Origin of the sequence: Klebsiella sp. 7-CIP_Kleb., from assembly GCF_050378655.1 — a bacterium.
Classification (GTDB): domain Bacteria; phylum Pseudomonadota; class Gammaproteobacteria; order Enterobacterales; family Enterobacteriaceae; genus Klebsiella; species Klebsiella quasipneumoniae.
Map to the genome: position 1 here is coordinate 295,960 of NZ_JBNRLJ010000005.1, position 15,223 is coordinate 311,182.

Below are 15,223 nucleotides of genomic sequence, written 5' to 3' on the forward strand. Positions count from 1 at the left end.
GGTTAAGATGAGTCAGAACGTTTATCAATTTATCGACCTGCAGCGCGTTGATCCGCCAAAGAAACCGCTGAAGATCCGTAAAATTGAATTTGTGGAAATTTACGAGCCGTTTTCAGAAGGCCAGGCCAAGGCGCAGGCAGATCGCTGCCTGTCCTGCGGCAACCCGTACTGCGAATGGAAGTGCCCGGTGCATAACTACATCCCGAACTGGCTGAAGCTGGCCAACGAGGGACGTATTTTTGAGGCGGCTGAGCTGTCGCACCAGACCAACACCCTGCCGGAAGTCTGCGGGCGCGTTTGCCCGCAGGACCGCCTGTGTGAAGGCTCCTGTACGCTGAACGATGAGTTCGGCGCGGTGACCATCGGCAACATCGAACGCTATATCAACGATAAAGCATTCGAGATGGGCTGGCGTCCGGATCTCTCCGGCGTGAAACCGACCGGTAAAACCGTCGCTATCATCGGCGCTGGCCCGGCGGGCCTCGCCTGTGCCGACGTCCTGACCCGTAACGGCGTCAAGGCGGTGGTGTTTGACCGCCATCCGGAAATCGGCGGCCTGCTGACCTTCGGTATCCCGGCGTTCAAGCTGGAAAAAGAGGTGATGACCCGCCGCCGGGAGATCTTCACTGGCATGGGCATTGAGTTCAAACTCAATACCGAAGTGGGCCGTGACGTGCAGCTTGACGACCTGCTGAAAGAGTACGATGCGGTGTTCCTCGGCGTTGGCACCTATCAGTCAATGCGCGGCGGGCTGGACAACGAAGACGCCCAGGGCGTCTACGACGCGCTGCCGTTCCTGATCGCCAATACCAAGCAGATCATGGGCTTTGGCGAAACCGCCGATGAGCCCTACGTCAGCATGGAAGGCAAACGCGTGGTGGTTCTCGGCGGTGGCGACACCGCGATGGACTGCGTACGCACCTCCGTCCGTCAGAATGCGGCTCACGTGATCTGCGCCTATCGTCGTGACGAAGAGAACATGCCGGGTTCAAAACGCGAAGTGAAAAACGCGCGTGAAGAAGGCGTGGAGTTCCAGTTCAACGTCCAGCCGCTGGGTGTGGAAGTGAATGCCAACGGCAAAGTGTGCGGCGTGAAGATGGCGCGCACCGAGATGGGCCAGCCGGATGCCAAAGGCCGCCGTCGCGCGGAGATCGTTCCCGGCTCTGAGCACGTGGTGCCGGCAGACGCCGTCGTCATGGCGTTTGGCTTCCGTCCCCACAGCATGGAGTGGCTGGCGAAGCACAGCGTCGAGCTGGACTCCCAGGGCCGCATCATTGCCCCGGAAGGCAGCGAGAACGCCTTCCAGACCAGCAACCCGAAAATCTTCGCCGGTGGCGATATCGTGCGCGGTTCCGACCTGGTGGTCACCGCGATTGCCGAAGGACGTAAAGCGGCGGACGGGATCCTGAACTACCTGGAAGTGTAATGCGAATACCCGGATAGCGGTTTTATCCGGGTATGGGACTCAGGCCCGATGGTTAATCCCATCGGGCTTATTTATGCGCTTAACAAATTTGCGCTTACTTTAATCACCACTTTTTTTATCTCTGCGGGCTCGGTTATTACGCATCCTGGCTTATGCGGTTCACCCGGCATAAAGATCGCGAACATACCTGGCCTCAGAATGACCGACTGTTCGCCATCAATCGCGTTGCACAGCTGATAATCCTCCTCAACGTGCATCTCCTCGCACTGCATTGCGGAGCCGGCTACACCGAAAAAAATCTGCTCTTCGCCCGCCAGTAATATCTGGATATCGATAAACTTCGTATGTAGTTCAGCCTTTTTATCTGCCGGTAACTCCGTCATAAACTGCATCACATTCATAAAGACATTATCCCCTTGAAGTTCAACGCTTCCGGGAGAAAGACTCGATAAATCATGATCCAGGGCGAGGGATATCGCCTGTTGTAGTCCCGACGACACGCCAGCCAACAATGGGTTGTTTACATCACCGATTATCATGGCTTCTCTCATTGCCCCATAGCGCCGCTCCCAGCAGGCCAGCATCATGGCGATAGTGTGCTGCGCATAATGGAACCTGGTAAATAGCCGGTTCTTGCGCCAGATAGTCCTTCACCAACGGTAAGTACCCATCCGCCAGGCCAATACTGCCGCCAACGACCACGCACTGGCAATCGGTCAACGCTTTAAGATCGGCAATCATCCGCGCCAAAGTTTGTGCCGAGTGCTGAATGAGTAAACGCGCCTGCGGGTGGCCTTGCGCCGCAAAAGTAAAAATAGATTTCGCATCCAGTCCGCAGAGATCGTCAGTTGCCGCCGCGGCGATTCCCCGTCCGGAAGCAATAGCCTCTACGCAGCCGACGCGACCGCAGCCGCAAAGCGGTCCGTCAGGATCGGCTAACGAGTGCCCCAGGTGTCCGGCCAGGCCTCCGGCCCCGGTAAGTAAAGTACCGTTGCTCACCACGCCGCCGCCAACACCGGTAGAAACGGTAATAAACGCCATATCGCTGACCTTATCAGCCATCGCCTGGTATTCCGCCCAGGCTGCCGCCTGAGCATCATTTATCGCCAGCGTTGGCAGACCGGTTATTTCGCGTAACGTTTTTACCAGCGGGAAGTGCATGAGTCCGCCAAGATTCTGTGGATTAATTGCAATCAGGTTTCCTTCACGAATAATCCCGGTCGAGGCTATCGCGACGCGCTTTGCCCGCATGCACAGAGGCCTGACAAGCGCCTCCAGCGCCGTGTTCAGAGCATCCGCTGTTTTGCTGGCAGGAGTGGGTAGCTCGCGACGATCGCAGAGCAGCAGGTCATCCGTTACCAGCGCCGCAGCAAGCTTCGTACCGCCAATATCTATCGCCAGCGTCGTCATGACTTCGTCTCTTTTAACGCCGTGTTATACCACTGGCAAATATGTTCCAGGCGGGTAATCGCAGAACCAACGGTCACCGCCCACGCACCGTGGCGTATGGCTTCCGCTGCCTGAGCCGGTGTGTTGTAGCGCCCTTCCGCATTCACCCTGCAGCCGGCCTCCGCCAGCGCTTTCACCAGCTCCAGATCTGGTTCATCCGGGGTATACGCCATGGTATAGCCCGACAGCGTAGTGCCGATGATTTCCGCGCCAAGAGCCTGACAGGCCAGGCCATCCTCAAGAGAGGAGCAGTCGGCCATCGCCACTAGCTTATGCTGGTGGATACGCGCCAGTAGCGTTGCCACTGGAACAGGGCGCGCTCGCTCTGTGCCATCAACGGCGATAATATCGGCGCCAGCCTGCATCAATGCATCGATATCTTCCAGATAGGGCGTGATCCTTACCGGCGAATCATCCAGATCGCGTTTAATAATGCCGATAATCGGCACCTTTACCTGCGCGCGTACCGCGCGCAGATTCTCTACGCCTTCAATGCGCAACGCGACCGCCCCGGCCTGCTCCGCCGCCAGCGCCATCGCGGCAACGATCTCCGGCTTATCCAATGGGCTGCCGGGTACCGGTTGACAGGAAACAATAAGACCGCCGTTAGCGCTAATGCGTAAATCCAATTCTTTAAGCAAAGACATACTCGCTCCCTGATAAATATGAATACCCGGCACCGCAGCCGGGCTGTTGTTATCTGGTCTTAACTAAGCCGCTTTTGTTACCACCAAAAGGCACCGCTCCGATTAGAGGTTTACCATCGATCGCATCATGAGTTCGTATCGCTTCCGGCCGAATCCAGCGCTGTACGCGGGACGGCATATCCAGCCCAATCAGCAGGATTACAACGAAGGTCAGACCAAAAGAGAGCGATCCCAACGCGGTACCCAAATCCAAACGCTGGGCAATTAAGGCACCCAGCACCGGCGCAATCGCGCCTCCCAGCGCCCCCACGTTGTAGGTAAAACCAAGTCCAGCCGCCCGCTGATCGGTATCGAAATAGCCGCCAATCAGTTTTGGCAAGATCCCGGAGATCCCCTGCCCTAACATCTGCTGGAAAAACAGAAGCAGGCCAAGAACCCAGATGTTTGTGCCGCCAATTGCAAAGACCGGAATAATCAACAACTGTGAAGCCAGCAGGCTGTAAACATAGGCCTTGCGGGTGCCCAGCCAGTCCCCGAGAAATCCGCCCACACAGCAGCCAACCGCCGCGCCAAACCCGCTGAAAAACAAAATCTTTGCCACCGTCGTCGGGTCATAGGCCAGCTCGGTTTTCAGATAAGTCGGCAGCAGCGCCTGAATTGGCCATGAATAAAGGAAGGCGAAAAGTACCACCACCATCAGCATCACGCCCGTAGGCCAGCGTTTACCGCTGCTCTGCACCATAAAGCTGATAAATATCACCGCGCACATTACGCCCAGCAGCAGAACGATACCTGCATTTTGTAAGCCACCGGCAAAACAGAACCATAGGGCAGTCGCCGCCACGATGGTCATCAGGATGTTAATAACCCGATGCTTGCCGCGATAAAGCAGATCGACCATAGTCTGTACCGGTTCTTTGCCTTCATGATTCTCTTTCCAGTCTTCGGCTTCCGGAATATTTTTCCGCAGCCAGAGGGCAAATACGATGGGAACAATGCCGATGAAAAAAAGCGCGCGCCAGCCCCAGACGGGTACCACCAGGCTATAAACCTGTGCGGCGATAACTGCGCCAACGGAAAACCCGGAAATCAGAAAACCGCTGGCCTTATTGCGTAAATGCCTTGGCCAGCTTTCGATAACGTAAGTGGCGCTGGAGCCGTACTCTCCAGCCATTCCCATACCGATAACCAGACGCGCGATAAACATTGTTGTGTAACCCGGCGCAAAACCGCAGGCCAGAGTACCGAGAGAGAACAGAATAATGCTGGTCACCATCGCCAGGCGTCGACCATAGCGATCGCCCATCGCACCAAGCATCAGACCGCCAAACCAGCGAGAAATGAAAGCCGCTGAGATGAGACTTGCAGCCTGAACGGTCGTCAGGCCAAAATCCCCCTGCACTTCGGTGAGCACCAGGGCGATTAATACAAAATCAAAACCATCAAGCAAATACCCGAGCCAGGCGGCGGAAAAAGCCCGCCACTGGGGACGGCTAAGATGGCGGTACCACGGGATGTTCTGGGGCAGTGTACTCATTTTACTCTCCCGACGATGTTTGTTGTCGCGCCAGGGGGCTTCGCTTGCCCGGCCAGGAAAGAGCAACCGCAGGCCGTAAAGCACTGTCGCCACCCGGCTACCGATCAGCCGTGTTCCTGCATTAGCTGCTGCGCCAGCGCTTTCAGCTCCGGCAAGAATTTTTCGTCTACCGGTGCAAACGGCTTACGGCACAGCGGCACAGAGACCACATCCATATAGTGCAATACGGTTTTCAAACCACGGAATACGCCGGTTTTAATCAACAGGTCGATTACCTTATTGCACTCACATTGCAGCTGCTGTGCTTTGGCAACATCACCCACTTTCAGCGCCGCGACCATTCCCTGGTAACGCCAGCCCATGATGTTGTAAGTACTCCCAATACCGCCATCAGCTCCTGCCAACAGGCCTGAGGCAAATATCTCATCGTAACCGTTGTACAACACCAGATCCGGATGAGCCCGTCGGATCTGTTCCATCTGGAATAGATCGCCTGAAGTCTGCTTTAGCGCACCGACGCCAGGCAGCGTCACCAGGGTATTGATTTGATCGAGGGTCAGCTTCACGCCGCTTAGCGCCGGGATGTTGTACACCACCATCGGCAAGCCATCAGCCGACTCAATAATGGCCTGATAATGCGCGCAGTGTTCTTCGAAACTAAACGGATAATAGAACGGCGTGACGGCGGAGACAGCATCGTAGCCATAACCTACCGCAGCCCTTGCCAGTTGCTGGCTTTCGAGGGTACTCACGCAGCCGACATGGGCGATAAGAGTCATTTTGCCTTTCGCCTCTTCCGCTACGATCTCCAGCACTTCCTGACGCTCTGTGCCGCTCTGGACAAAGGCTTCACCGGTAGATCCTCCAACATAGAGTCCATCAACACCCTGACGCAGATTAAATCGCACCAGTCGACGCAGGCTCTCTTTATCCAGTTTTTGCTGCCCATCGAACGGCGTAAGCAACGCCGCCATAACCCCACGTAAATTGACCGCCATATCTACCTCTTTGTGAATTTTTGATGATTAACTATGTACCTTTATACCTGTTATACCAGATCAAATAAGCAGCAGAGTAATAGAGAACGCTTATAATGCGATCTACTTCACTAAACGATCCTCAGGATCGTGAGGGTAAACTATGAGATCAGGCTTTCTGACCTAAGGCGTGCCAGGTGGCGGATACGCTATTGAGGTGGGTCTGGAGGGCGCGATCGGCTTCGTCAGGATCGCGACGACGAATAGCATCAACAATAGCGATATGCTGTTGATAGCTGACGCTGTTATGTTCGTGCAGTTCGCGCTCGGGCACCGTTGGCCGGGCGGCGATTAGCCAGTCCAGCAGGGCCACATGGATAGCCATAAAGATTGGATTACCGGGGATTTCCGCAAGCACGCGGTGAAATTCAACGTCAGAGCGGATAAACAGCGCATTGTCATCCAGCGATTGACTGTTGATCTTTAGCGCTTGCGTCAGCTTTTCCAACTGCTCATTGCTGGCGTGTTCTGCGGCATAGCGAACCAGACTGGACTCAAAAAACAGACGCAGCTGTTCAAAATGCGCGATACCGCCAGGGTGAGACAAAAAGTCTTTCGCCATGCCGGAAAGCTCGCCAATGATGGTGTCCGCTGAAGGCCGGGAAACGCGAGCGCGTTCGCCGTTGCTGATCTGCACCAGTCCCTTACGCTTCAGCGCCGCCAGCGCTTCACGAACCGAAGGACGTCCGACGTTAAAAAAGGTCATTAGCTCACGTTCGGACGGCAGCTGTTCACCCTCCGCAAACTCCCGGCGCCGGATCATCTGCTCCAGCTCTTCTTCCACCATTTCAGACAGTTTTTTGCGCGCCAGAGGACGGCGGCCAAGGCTGTTGCCAATGGAGGACGGGGTATCTTCGGCTTGTGGATCAAATGCGCTCATAGGGACCATTGCGTGATTTGTGACAGCATGTGACGGCTGTTCCATCTTAACACAAGAATTTTGCAGAGAGCATAAAACAGGCCCCGAAGGGCCTGGTAAGGATTATTTCACGACGCGCAGCGCCGGGCGGCCACCGCGCGGCGGCGGCGTGTCGTCAGGATCGTCGTCGTGATTGTCCGGCTTATCGCCATCAATCACCGACATCACCGTTTCGCTTTCACTCTCAGGCGCGACGTCATCATCGTTGAGGCTGCTGACGTCTTCGTCATAGGCCGCTTCCGGTTCAAACATCGTGCCAGCGCCGTTCTCACGGGCATAGATGGCGAGTACCGCAGCCAGCGGGACAGACACGTTGCGCGGCACGCCGCCAAAGCGCGCGTTGAAGCGCACTTCGTCGTTCGCCAGCTCAAGATTACCTACCGCACGCGGAGCAATATTGAGAACGATTTGCCCGTCGCGCGCGTACTCCATCGGCACGAGCACGCCCGGCAGTGTGACATCCACCACCAGGTGCGGCGTCAGCTGGTTATCCAGCAGCCAGTCATAAAACGCCCGCAGCAGATACGGGCGACGCGGCGTCAGCTGTGATACATCCATTATTTAGCCCCGACCGAGGCGCATTTCACGCTCGGCTTCAGTTAAAGAAGCGAGGAAGGAATCACGCTCAAATACGCGAGTCATATAGCCTTTGAGCTCTTTCGCGCCTGCGCCAACCAGCTCCACACCGAGAACCGGCAAACGCCACAGCAGCGGCGCCAGGTAGCAATCCACCAGGCTGAACTCATCGCTCAGGAAGTAAGGTTTCTGGGTGAAGACCGGCGCGATGGCCAGCAGTTCTTCACGCAGCTGCTTACGCGCAGCATCAGCTTGCGCTGCGGTACCGCTCTGGATGGTGTTCATCAGCGAATACCAGTCCTTCTCGATACGTTGCATATACAGACGGCTTTCGCCACGCGCCACCGGATAAACCGGCATTAACGGCGGGTGCGGGAAACGCTCATCCAGGTATTCCATAATGATGCGGGATTCCCACAGAGTGAGCTCACGATCCACCAGCGTCGGTACGCTTTGATTCGGGTTGAGGTCAATCAGATCCTGAGGCGGGTTGTCCTTCTCCACGTGCTCTATCTCAAAACTGACACCCTTCTCGGCCAGCACAATGCGGACCTGATGGCTATAGATGTCAGTAGGACCAGAAAACAGCGTCATTACCGAACGTTTGTTGGCAGCGACAGCCATGAAAACCTCCAGGTATATTCAGAATTTTGTACTGCTGCCAGCCACTCATGGCCAGCCAGATGTAAAAACCCCATTAGCGCGATGTCACCTTCGTTCACGAATAAAACAAAAAATGAACAATCACCAGCATTTGGGCAGAAAATTGGATGATAGTTTACCAGATTTTGAAGACGTTGTGGTGAGGGGATTCTGGAAATGCTGAAAAAGTGGCGAGAACCGGCGGTAAGCTTGTGGATAACAGTCGTTTTATCCATAAAAAAACCCGCCGAAGCGGGTTTTTTCGCAAATTGTTCTGCGTGAGCAGAAAACAATTAACGTTTGGAGAACTGCGGACGACGACGTGCTTTACGCAGACCGACTTTCTTACGTTCAACCTGACGAGCGTCACGAGTGACGAAGCCAGCTTTACGCAGTTCAGAACGCAGGGACTCGTCGTACTCCATCAGAGCGCGGGTGATACCGTGACGGATCGCACCAGCCTGACCAGAGATACCACCACCTTTAACAGTGATGTACAGATCCAGTTTCTCAACCATGTCGACCAGTTCCAGCGGCTGACGAACTACCATGCGGGCAGTTTCACGACCGAAGTACTGTTCCAGAGAACGCTGGTTGATAACGATTTTGCCGTTGCCCGGTTTGATGAAAACGCGAGCTGCGGAACTTTTGCGGCGACCAGTGCCGTAGTATTGATTTTCAGCCATTGCCTATAATCCCGATTAGATGTCAAGAACTTGCGGTTGCTGTGCCGCGTGGTTGTGCTCGTTACCCGCGTAAACTTTCAGTTTACGGTACATAGCACGACCCAGCGGGCCTTTTGGCAGCATGCCTTTAACCGCGATTTCAATCACACGCTCAGGACGGCGGGCAATCATCTCTTCAAAGGTCGCTTCTTTGATACCACCGATGTGGCCGGTGTGGTGGTAGTACATTTTGTCTTCGCGCTTGTTGCCGGTAACAGCAACTTTTTCTGCGTTCAGAACGATGATGTAATCACCGGTATCAACGTGCGGAGTGTATTCCGCTTTGTGCTTACCGCGCAGGCGACGAGCCAGTTCAGTAGCCAGACGGCCCAGAGTTTTACCGGTCGCGTCAACAACATACCAGTCGCGTTTTACGGTTTCTGGTTTAGCTGTAAAAGTTTTCATTAAAAGCTTACCCAAATAATAAGTTACACGTTGGTGAACACCCAAACGTTTAGTCAGTTGAGGTTCACACGACATTGTCCAGCAAACCTACCCCTTCGAATAGCCTATGCCGGCACATAGAAAGTTTCGGGAAAAAAACCTTCTCGTAACGTGGGGTCGCAAGATTATAGAGAAGTCGGGGTCAAAGATCGACCCCTTTATGAGATTTTTCAGGCAGCTCCCGGGGCGGCCCTGCGGCCCTGAATTCGCCGGGAAAAGTGTCCTGTCAGGGCATATGCGGGCGCTTGAGGTACTCTTCGCTCTGCATCTCCTGCAGGCGCGACAGACAGCGCTGGAACTCAAACTTCAGCCGCTCTCCCTGATAAATGTCGTACAGCGGCACCGCCGCGCTGACCACCAGCTTCACGTGGCGCTCATAGAACTCATCCACCAGGGCGATAAAGCGCCGGGCTTCGCTCTCCAGCTGCGCGGTCATCACCGGCACGTCGAACAGCATCACGGTGTGGAACAGGCGGGAGAGCGCAATATAGTCATGCTGGCTGCGGGCATCCACGCACAGCGTGGCGAACGACGCCGCCAGCGTCTGGTTTTCCACGCCGAGGGTCGGCAGCTCGCGATGGTTGATCTCCAGCGTCGGCCCGGCAGCGCGCGGCGCGCCGGCCAGCGCCAGCCACAGTTTATCCATCTGTTCGCGGGTGTCGTTATTCAGCGGCGACAACCACAGGTGCGCTTGGGTCAGGGTACGCAAGCGATAATCGATGCCGGCATCAACGTTCATAATATCGCAATGCTGCTTGATGGCGTCGATAGCGGGCAGAAAACGGGCGCGCTGTAGACCATTGCGATAGAGCTCATCCGGCGGAATATTGGAGGTCGCCACCAGCGTGATGCCGCGGGCGAACAGGGCTTTCATCAGACCGCCCAACAGCATGGCGTCAGTAATATCGGAGACAAAAAACTCGTCGAAACAGAGCACGTCAGTTTCCGCTTTAAAGCGGTCGGCGACAATCTCCAGCGGGTCGCTATGGCCCTGCAGGGTGGTCAGCTCTTCATGCACCCGCAGCATAAAGCGATGGAAATGCAGGCGCTGCTTACGCTCGCCCGGCAGGCTCTGGTAAAACAGGTCCATCAGCCAGGTTTTCCCTCGCCCCACGCCGCCCCACATATACAGGCCGCGGACAGGCGTCGCCTCGGCTGCTGGTTCGCGCTTACCCAGCAGTTTGCCGAATTTCGCGCGCAAACCGCCGCCTGACGCGACGGGCGCGGGCTGAGTCTGCAGCTCCTGGTAAATGGTATCAAGGCGGCTCACCGCTTCTTGTTGGACGTCGTCGGGTTGATGGCTGCCCTCTTTCAGGGCTGAAAGGTAACGCGATGTTGGAGACAGGCTTTGCATGATCTAATTGTTATTCCTTGAAAACCGTGATGTCGAAGCTCACGATTGACGAAAAAAAGGCCGTTCTACACTACGCGATGATACGCCAGGATTCCACTTCTGTGGAATTAGCGGTTATAGTGGCACTATCGGGCGCAGGCGGAGAGCCTAAGAGCCACCCTACGGAACCACAATACAACGGGAGATGTTCATGACCTGGGAATACGCGCTAATTGGGTTAGTCGTCGGTATCATCATTGGTGCCGTCGCCATGCGTTTCGGCAACCGCAAACTGCGCCAGCAGCAGGCGCTGCAGTTCGAACTGGAAAAGAATAAAGCCGAGCTTGAAGAGTACCGTGAAGAGCTGGTCAGCCATTTTGCGCGCAGCGCCGAGCTGCTGGATAACATGGCGCACGACTACCGTCAGCTGTATCAGCATATGGCGAAAAGCTCTAACAACCTGCTGCCGGACTCCATGGCAGACGCCAACCCGTTCCGCAACCGCCTGGCAGAGTCTGAAGCCAGCAACGATCAGGCGCCGGTCCAGATGCCGCGCGACTACTCCGAAGGCGCATCCGGTTTACTGCGCGGTGACGCAAAACGAGATTAATCGATCGCCTCTGCTAAAATATTCTCCGGGCGCGCCCATCGCGCCCGCTCCTTCCCCCACTTCCCGGCTACAATTTAAACCAGTCCCCACATTGTTACCTGCGCAAAAATTCAATAACATCAGGTTATTCAGGACATTTTTCCATACACCTCAGGTTACGAGAGCCAGCATCTAATGAAGAAACAGACTTTGCTGTTGAGTGCGTTAGCGTTAAGCATTGGGTTATCGTTGTCGGTTCTGCCTCCGGCAGCAGCATCCTTACCGACTCAGGTGCCCGGCCAGGGCGCGTTACCAAGCCTGGCGCCGATGCTGGAAAAGGTCCTGCCGGCGGTAGTCAGCGTGCAGGTGGAAGGCACTGCCTCGCCGACGCTCAATATGCCGGAAGAGCTGAAGAAATATTTTGGCGATAACGCCCCGCAAGAACAGGCGCAGCCTTTCGAAGGGCTCGGGTCCGGCGTCATCATCGACGCAGCGAAAGGCTACGTGCTGACCAATAATCACGTCATCAATCAGGCGCAGAAGATTAGCGTCCAGCTGAACGATGGCCGTGAATTTGATGCCAAACTGGTCGGCAGCGATGAACAGAGCGATATTGCTCTACTGCAGCTGATTAAGCCGTCAAACCTGACGCAAATCGCCATTGCTGACTCCGATAAACTGCGCGTCGGCGACTTCGCCGTCGCCGTCGGCAACCCGTTCGGCCTTGGCCAGACCGCCACCTCCGGCATTATCTCTGCCCTTGGCCGTAGCGGCCTGAACCTTGAAGGGCTGGAGAATTTCATCCAGACCGATGCCTCCATCAACCGCGGCAACTCCGGCGGCGCGCTGTTGAACCTCAACGGCGAGCTTATCGGGATCAACACCGCGATCCTGGCGCCGGGCGGCGGCAGCATCGGCATCGGCTTCGCCATCCCGAGCAACATGGCGAAAACCCTCGCCGACCAGCTCATTCAGTTTGGCGAAATCAAGCGCGGCCTGCTGGGCATTAAAGGCATGGAAATGAGCGCCGATATCGCCAAGGCGATGAACCTCAACGTTCAGCGCGGCGCCTTCGTCAGTGAAGTGCTGCCAAACTCCGGCTCCGCCAAAGCGGGGATCAAATCCGGCGACGTCATCGTTAGCCTGAACGGCAAACCGCTGAACAGTTTTGCCGAGCTGCGCTCGCGCATTGCCACTACCGAGCCGGGGACCAAAGTCAAACTGGGCCTGCTGCGCGACGGAAAACCGGTCGATGTCGAAGTGACGCTGGATAAGAGCACCTCCTCCACCGCCAGCGCTGAGCTGATTATCCCGGCTCTGCAGGGTGCCTCGTTTAGCGACGGTCAGATGAAAGATGGTACCAAAGGGGTGGTGATCGATAATGTCGATAAAGGCAGCGCCGCCGCCCAGGTCGGCCTGCATAAGGATGACATTATCATTGGCCTTAACCGGGAGCGTATTCATTCGATTGCCGAACTACGCAAAGTGCTCGAAGGCAAACCGCCGGTCATCGCCCTGAACGTGATCCGCGGCAACGAAAGCATCTATCTGCTGCTGCGCTGATTGTCTCCCCGGACATCGCCGCCATGTGCGATGTCCGGACAACTCATGCTATGCTGCGCCTGACCATTCATTAACGATATCTGCATCATGCCTGGAAAGTTATTACGTTCAGTACTCATCGGTTTGCTTGTCGGGGGCCTGCTGTTGGCCTTGATGCCTTCGCTGCGCCAGTGGCAGCTGGCGCCGACCACTCAGAACGATACGGCAGACGACTCCCCTGCGAGCTATAACGCCGCCGTACGCCGCGCGGCGCCCGCCGTAGTGAACGTCTATAACCGCGCCCTGAACAGCACCAGCCATAATCAGCTGACGCTTGGCTCCGGGGTGATCATGGACCAGCGCGGCTATATCCTGACCAACAAGCATGTGATTAACGATGCCGACCAGATTATCGTCGCGCTGCAGGACGGCCGGGTCTTCGAAGCGCTGCTGGTAGGCTCCGATTCCCTGACCGACCTCGCGGTGCTGAAGATCAACGCCACCGGCGGGCTGCCGGTGATCCCGATCAACCCGAAACGCACCCCGCATATTGGCGATGTGGTGCTGGCGATTGGCAACCCCTATAACCTGGGACAGACCATCACCCAGGGGATCATCAGCGCCACAGGGCGCATTGGCCTCAACCCCACCGGGCGCCAGAATTTCCTGCAGACTGACGCGTCGATCAACCACGGTAACTCCGGCGGGGCGCTAGTGAACTCCCTCGGCGAGCTGATGGGCATTAACACCCTCTCCTTTGATAAGAGCAACGACGGCGAAACGCCGGAAGGCATTGGCTTTGCGATCCCGTTCCAGTTAGCGACCAAAATTATGGATAAGCTGATCCGCGATGGCCGGGTGATCCGCGGCTATATCGGCATTAGCGGCCGGGAGATCGCCCCGCTACACGCGCAGGGCGGCGGGATCGATCAGATCCAGGGGATCGTGGTTAACGATGTCGCGCCGGACGGACCGGCCGCACAGGCGGGGATCCGCGCCAACGACGTGATCATCTCCGTGAATGACAAACCTGCGGTCTCTGCACTGGAAACGATGGATCAGGTGGCCGAGATCCGTCCGGGATCGGAAATTCCGGTGGTCATCATGCGAGATGATAAGAAAATCACGCTCCATATCGCCGTCCAGGAATACCCGGCCACCAACTAAGCGGCTCTCCGGCTGGGGGCTACGTTATTTGCTAGATGCCGGATCGGCCGGGAATCTGACCAGAAACCCGGTCACCATGAATGCAAGGCAATAAAAAGCCGGAACAACGGTTCCGGCTTTTTTGCACGTGCGAGGTTACTTGTTAACGAAGTCTTCGCCGAGCGCGATATCTTTCTTCAGGGTGTCCAGCATGCCTTCCAGCGCCTGTTGCTCAAAGGCGCTGAGTTTGCCGATAGACTGACGCTCTTCCACGCCGTTTTTCCCCAGCAGCAGCGGCTGGGAGAAGAAACGCGCATACTCGCCGTCGCCTTCCACGTAGGCACACTCCACTACACCTTTTTCTCCCTGCATGGCGCGAACCAGAGAGAGACCAAAGCGCGCAGCCGCCTGACCCATCGACAAAGTCGCCGACCCGCCGCCCGCTTTCGCTTCCACGACCTCGGTACCGGCGTTTTGAATGCGTTTAGTCAGATCGGCCACTTCCTGATCGCTAAAGCTGACGCCCGGGATCTGCGACAGTAAAGGCAGAATGGTGACCCCGGAGTGACCGCCAATGACCGGGACTTCCACCTCGGTTGCCGATTTACCTTTCAGCTCCGCCACAAAGGTATTGGAGCGGATGATGTCCAGCGTAGTCACGCCGAACAGTTTGTTTTTATCGTACACGCCAGCTTTTTTCAGCACTTCGGCGGCGATAGCCACGGTGGTATTCACCGGGTTGGTGATAATGCCGATGCAGGCCTGCGGGCAGGTTTTGGCAATCTGCTGCACGAGGTTCTTAACGATACCCGCATTCACATTAAACAGGTCTGAACGATCCATGCCGGGCTTACGCGCTACGCCCGCGGAGATCAGCACCACATCAGCGCCTTCCAGCGCCGGGGTAGCATCTTCACCGGAAAATCCTTTAATTTTTACATCTGTGGGGATATGACTTAGATCTACCGCCACGCCCGGCGTAACCGGAGCGATGTCGTACAACGAGAGCTCTGAACCTGAAGGCAGTTGGGTCTTAAGTAGTAGGGCAAGCGCCTGGCCGATACCACCGGCAGCGCCAAGGACTGCAACTTTCATCCTAAACTCCTTATTATGGTTAATTTAGTCTTTCGTTATTCCGTCGCCTGGACCTTAATTCACAAGATGAACAATTACAATGATTATGGCTGAAGAATGCATGATTGTGCGTAGCA

17 protein-coding genes are annotated in these 15,223 nt (G+C 56.0%); 4 read left to right on the forward strand and 13 right to left on the reverse strand.

Going from position 1 to position 15,223, the window contains the following annotated elements:
• Window positions 1-7 precede the first annotated feature (7 nt).
• Entirely contained in the window at window positions 8-1,426 is a 1,419-nt protein-coding gene (gene gltD / locus ACQUTI_RS18740) for a glutamate synthase subunit GltD (RefSeq protein WP_004206218.1), read from the forward strand.
• A gap of 71 nt (window positions 1,427-1,497) precedes the next feature.
• Here the strand turns inward: gltD and nanQ are convergent, their stop codons facing one another.
• From nanQ to zapE, 12 genes are all read right to left on the reverse strand, one after another.
• Complete coding sequence (nanQ, locus tag ACQUTI_RS18745) at window positions 1,498-1,965, reverse strand: N-acetylneuraminate anomerase (protein WP_032431149.1); 468 nt, start codon at window positions 1,963-1,965, stop codon at window positions 1,498-1,500.
• Window positions 1,952-2,836 carry an N-acetylmannosamine kinase gene (gene nanK / locus ACQUTI_RS18750; protein WP_428923339.1) on the reverse strand — a complete coding sequence of 295 codons (885 nt, stop codon included), beginning with the start codon at window positions 2,834-2,836 and terminating at the stop codon, window positions 1,952-1,954. The genes nanQ and nanK overlap by 14 nt, the downstream gene beginning before the upstream one ends.
• Window positions 2,833-3,522 carry an N-acetylmannosamine-6-phosphate 2-epimerase gene (locus tag ACQUTI_RS18755; protein WP_004206221.1) on the reverse strand — a complete coding sequence of 230 codons (690 nt, stop codon included), beginning with the start codon at window positions 3,520-3,522 and terminating at the stop codon, window positions 2,833-2,835. The genes nanK and ACQUTI_RS18755 overlap by 4 nt, the downstream gene beginning before the upstream one ends.
• 49 nt (window positions 3,523-3,571) lie before the next feature.
• Window positions 3,572-5,059: an MFS transporter gene (locus ACQUTI_RS18760; protein WP_004206222.1), complete on the reverse strand. Its 1,488-nt coding sequence runs from the start codon at window positions 5,057-5,059 to the stop codon at window positions 3,572-3,574.
• A gap of 104 nt (window positions 5,060-5,163) precedes the next feature.
• Window positions 5,164-6,057 (reverse strand): N-acetylneuraminate lyase, encoded by an 894-nt coding sequence (gene nanA / locus ACQUTI_RS18765; RefSeq protein ID WP_004206223.1) that lies wholly within the window; start codon window positions 6,055-6,057, stop codon window positions 5,164-5,166.
• Window positions 6,058-6,205: 148 nt separating this feature from the next.
• Entirely contained in the window at window positions 6,206-6,985 is a 780-nt protein-coding gene (gene nanR, locus ACQUTI_RS18770; RefSeq protein ID WP_004206225.1) for a transcriptional regulator NanR, read from the reverse strand.
• A gap of 93 nt (window positions 6,986-7,078) precedes the next feature.
• Window positions 7,079-7,573, reverse strand: coding sequence for a ClpXP protease specificity-enhancing factor (gene sspB / locus ACQUTI_RS18775; protein WP_002918465.1), 495 nt, complete (start codon window positions 7,571-7,573; stop codon window positions 7,079-7,081).
• Window positions 7,574-7,576: 3 nt separating this feature from the next.
• Window positions 7,577-8,215: a stringent starvation protein SspA gene (gene sspA / locus ACQUTI_RS18780; RefSeq protein WP_002918467.1), complete on the reverse strand. Its 639-nt coding sequence runs from the start codon at window positions 8,213-8,215 to the stop codon at window positions 7,577-7,579.
• Window positions 8,185-8,469, reverse strand: coding sequence for a hypothetical protein (locus ACQUTI_RS18785; protein ID WP_136023330.1), 285 nt, complete (start codon window positions 8,467-8,469; stop codon window positions 8,185-8,187). Before ACQUTI_RS18785 ends, sspA begins: the two co-directional genes overlap by 31 nt.
• A gap of 57 nt (window positions 8,470-8,526) precedes the next feature.
• Complete coding sequence (gene rpsI / locus ACQUTI_RS18790; protein ID WP_000829818.1) at window positions 8,527-8,919, reverse strand: 30S ribosomal protein S9; 393 nt, start codon at window positions 8,917-8,919, stop codon at window positions 8,527-8,529.
• A 15-nt stretch (window positions 8,920-8,934) separates the two neighbouring features.
• Entirely contained in the window at window positions 8,935-9,363 is a 429-nt protein-coding gene (rplM, locus tag ACQUTI_RS18795) for a 50S ribosomal protein L13 (RefSeq protein WP_002918559.1), read from the reverse strand.
• A gap of 265 nt (window positions 9,364-9,628) precedes the next feature.
• The gene (zapE, locus tag ACQUTI_RS18800) at window positions 9,629-10,756 is read right to left on the reverse strand and encodes a cell division protein ZapE (RefSeq protein ID WP_004206226.1); all 1,128 of its coding nucleotides are present in this window, start codon (window positions 10,754-10,756) and stop codon (window positions 9,629-9,631) included.
• A gap of 190 nt (window positions 10,757-10,946) precedes the next feature.
• Here zapE and zapG point away from each other — a divergent pair, with 190 nt between their 5' ends.
• From zapG to degS, 3 genes are all read left to right on the forward strand, one after another.
• Entirely contained in the window at window positions 10,947-11,345 is a 399-nt protein-coding gene (zapG, locus tag ACQUTI_RS18805) for a Z-ring associated protein ZapG (RefSeq protein ID WP_186602158.1), read from the forward strand.
• 174 nt (window positions 11,346-11,519) lie between these two features.
• Window positions 11,520-12,887 carry a serine endoprotease DegQ gene (gene degQ, locus ACQUTI_RS18810; RefSeq protein WP_017899931.1) on the forward strand — a complete coding sequence of 456 codons (1,368 nt, stop codon included), beginning with the start codon at window positions 11,520-11,522 and terminating at the stop codon, window positions 12,885-12,887.
• Window positions 12,888-12,974: 87 nt separating this feature from the next.
• Window positions 12,975-14,033 carry an outer membrane-stress sensor serine endopeptidase DegS gene (gene degS / locus ACQUTI_RS18815; RefSeq protein ID WP_002918568.1) on the forward strand — a complete coding sequence of 353 codons (1,059 nt, stop codon included), beginning with the start codon at window positions 12,975-12,977 and terminating at the stop codon, window positions 14,031-14,033.
• Between the two features lie 135 nt (window positions 14,034-14,168).
• Here the strand turns inward: degS and mdh are convergent, their stop codons facing one another.
• On the reverse strand, window positions 14,169-15,107 hold the full coding sequence (mdh, locus tag ACQUTI_RS18820; protein WP_004206230.1) for a malate dehydrogenase: 939 nt from the start codon (window positions 15,105-15,107) through the stop codon (window positions 14,169-14,171).
• Window positions 15,108-15,223: the final 116 nt, after the last annotated feature.

Excerpts from the sequence above, each read along its gene's own strand:
- degQ (WP_017899931.1), top strand. The coding sequence starts at position 11,520 with ATGAAGAAACAGACTTTGCTGTTGAGTGCGTTAGCGTTAAGCATTGGG.
- nanA (WP_004206223.1), bottom strand. The coding sequence starts at position 6,057 with ATGGCGGTCAATTTACGTGGGGTTATGGCGGCGTTGCTTACGCCGTTC.
- zapE (WP_004206226.1), bottom strand. The coding sequence starts at position 10,756 with ATGCAAAGCCTGTCTCCAACATCGCGTTACCTTTCAGCCCTGAAAGAG.
- nanK (WP_428923339.1), bottom strand. The coding sequence starts at position 2,836 with ATGACGACGCTGGCGATAGATATTGGCGGTACGAAGCTTGCTGCGGCG.
- rpsI (WP_000829818.1), bottom strand. The coding sequence starts at position 8,919 with ATGGCTGAAAATCAATACTACGGCACTGGTCGCCGCAAAAGTTCCGCA.
- ACQUTI_RS18785 (WP_136023330.1), bottom strand. The coding sequence starts at position 8,469 with ATGGATAAAACGACTGTTATCCACAAGCTTACCGCCGGTTCTCGCCAC.
- gltD (WP_004206218.1), top strand. The coding sequence starts at position 8 with ATGAGTCAGAACGTTTATCAATTTATCGACCTGCAGCGCGTTGATCCG.
- sspB (WP_002918465.1), bottom strand. The coding sequence starts at position 7,573 with ATGGATGTATCACAGCTGACGCCGCGTCGCCCGTATCTGCTGCGGGCG.
- ACQUTI_RS18755 (WP_004206221.1), bottom strand. The coding sequence starts at position 3,522 with ATGTCTTTGCTTAAAGAATTGGATTTACGCATTAGCGCTAACGGCGGT.
- nanQ (WP_032431149.1), bottom strand. The coding sequence starts at position 1,965 with ATGATAATCGGTGATGTAAACAACCCATTGTTGGCTGGCGTGTCGTCG.
- zapG (WP_186602158.1), top strand. The coding sequence starts at position 10,947 with ATGACCTGGGAATACGCGCTAATTGGGTTAGTCGTCGGTATCATCATT.
- ACQUTI_RS18760 (WP_004206222.1), bottom strand. The coding sequence starts at position 5,059 with ATGAGTACACTGCCCCAGAACATCCCGTGGTACCGCCATCTTAGCCGT.
- degS (WP_002918568.1), top strand. The coding sequence starts at position 12,975 with ATGCCTGGAAAGTTATTACGTTCAGTACTCATCGGTTTGCTTGTCGGG.
- rplM (WP_002918559.1), bottom strand. The coding sequence starts at position 9,363 with ATGAAAACTTTTACAGCTAAACCAGAAACCGTAAAACGCGACTGGTAT.
- nanR (WP_004206225.1), bottom strand. The coding sequence starts at position 6,985 with ATGGTCCCTATGAGCGCATTTGATCCACAAGCCGAAGATACCCCGTCC.
- sspA (WP_002918467.1), bottom strand. The coding sequence starts at position 8,215 with ATGGCTGTCGCTGCCAACAAACGTTCGGTAATGACGCTGTTTTCTGGT.
- mdh (WP_004206230.1), bottom strand. The coding sequence starts at position 15,107 with ATGAAAGTTGCAGTCCTTGGCGCTGCCGGTGGTATCGGCCAGGCGCTT.